Source organism: Mesobacillus sp. (genome assembly GCF_049588175.1).
Taxonomy (GTDB): Bacteria; Bacillota; Bacilli; order Bacillales; family Cytobacillaceae; genus Mesobacillus.
Window position 1 is genome coordinate 1 of sequence record NZ_JBAVFI010000238.1, and the last position, 1,749, is coordinate 1,749.

Annotated in this window: 2 protein-coding genes and 1 pseudogene; 2 read left to right on the forward strand and 1 reads right to left on the reverse strand. The window is 37.2% G+C overall.

The genetic code is table 11. The features are described from left to right. Positions 1-78: 78 nt before the first annotated feature. Positions 79-549, reverse strand: coding sequence for a DinB family protein (locus WB217_RS05915; protein WP_423991568.1), 471 nt, complete (start codon positions 547-549; stop codon positions 79-81). Between the two features lie 82 nt (positions 550-631). Between WB217_RS05915 and WB217_RS05920 the strand changes: the two genes are divergently transcribed. Together WB217_RS05920 and WB217_RS05925 are read left to right on the forward strand one after the other, a co-directional pair. After that, on the forward strand, positions 632-1,231 hold the full coding sequence (locus WB217_RS05920; protein ID WP_423991570.1) for a YdcF family protein: 600 nt from the start codon (positions 632-634) through the stop codon (positions 1,229-1,231). A 110-nt stretch (positions 1,232-1,341) separates the two neighbouring features. Continuing rightward, a pseudogene (locus WB217_RS05925) lies at positions 1,342-1,749 on the forward strand (hypothetical protein); the annotation flags it as partial.

The following is a 1,749-nucleotide window of genomic DNA, read 5'->3' on the forward strand; positions in this document are numbered from 1 at the left end:
AATATTAATATTTGGAAAAAGAAGGGATTAGGACGCGTATAAGAAAAAATTAAAAAACCTCTTCAGCTGTGAAGAGGTCTAATGAAATTCTCTAATGAGTAAATCACAATTAACTGGTTTTTTATCAAGTTCTCTCGCCCATATGGATAGTTGGCCAATATGGTGAATTTCATGAGAAATGATATGGTTCAACAACTTTGGATAAGGAAAAGTAAATGTGCGTCCATTCTTGCTGGTTATCTCCAGATTTTTAGTATCCTTTTGTACTGTCCAATCTTTAATAAATTCGTTCGTCATTTCTTTTGTTATCCTTGAGAACTCTTTTACCTTATCAAGACTACATATGGCATTAATATCTCTTTCAATCACAGGGTTGCCGAGCATTTGATTAATCCATAATTGTTCACAATCAATAACATGGAATAAGGTTTTCAATATACTACCCATGCCGCCAACACGATGTTTTGTAAGCTCATCATCCGTTAAATCTTCACACCATCTAAACCAATCATCTCTTACTTGCCAATTATATAAAAACAATTCATACATAAATGATCTCTCCGGGTTCATAATTTTCTTATATTCTAACATGAATTTCCAATTTTTGATTTTTAGAAAAGAGGCAAATAATATGAAAATTTCAGATTTAAATCCAAATACACTTTCAGATGAACAGATCACAAAGCTCTTATTCGGCGAATTTCAAGATGATCAACAGTCAGGGGATTGTATTGTCGTGTTAGGCAGCAGTAAAGCAATTGTATACAGACTGCCCGTGGCACTTAAATTATATAAAGCAGGTCGTGCAGACAAGATTCTTTTTTCTGGAGGTGTTACTTGGCCTGGCAATAACATGACGGAAGCTGCTTTACTAAAAAATAAGGCCAACGAATTTGGGATTCCCGAGGATAACATCTTAGTTGAGGATGCTTCTAAAAACACGAAAGAAAATGTCCTCGCATCTCTACTGGTTCTAGACCGATGGTGCCCGCTGCATAAAATCAAGCGCCTGCTGATAGTTACTAGTAGTTATCATATTCGAAGAACTTATCTAACCTTTAAGACTTATATGCCTGATTGGATTAACCTTACACTCTGCCCGGCAGATGACCAAAACACATGTAAGGATAATTGGTTCTTGTCGCAATATGGCAGGGAAAGAGCTGTTACTGAGGCCAAGAAGATCATCGAATATATTAGTTGGGGAGCATTGATGGATGATGAATTATAAAAAGCACTTCTCAGCCAAAAGTAGTAGATAAGTTACACCAAACAGCCGAAGTGAATTCTTTTTGATTTTCATAAAATGAAGATAAGAAAAATCTGAGGAAGGTGTTCAAAATGACCCATTTTATCTGCAATACTTGCGGTGTCCAATATACAAAATCAACTAGTGCACCCGATACCTGTTTGATTTGCGCTGACGAAAGACAGTACATCCATCCAGACGGACAGTCTTGGACAACGATTGAAACACTTATTGATTCAGGGGATTACAGAAATACTATTTTCACTGAAGAGCCTGGTCTGTACAGCATCACTACTACTCCAAGCTATGCAATCGGACAGACAGCTTACCTCGTCCAAAATCGAGGATTTAATCTATTGTGGGACTGCATCACCTATCTGGACGAACAAACTGAAAAAGAAATACAGGCTCTAGGAGGAATCGATGCAATTGCATTATCCCATCCGCATTATTATTCGACCCAGGTTGAATGGGCAGAAAGGTTTGGAGCAATCATATAC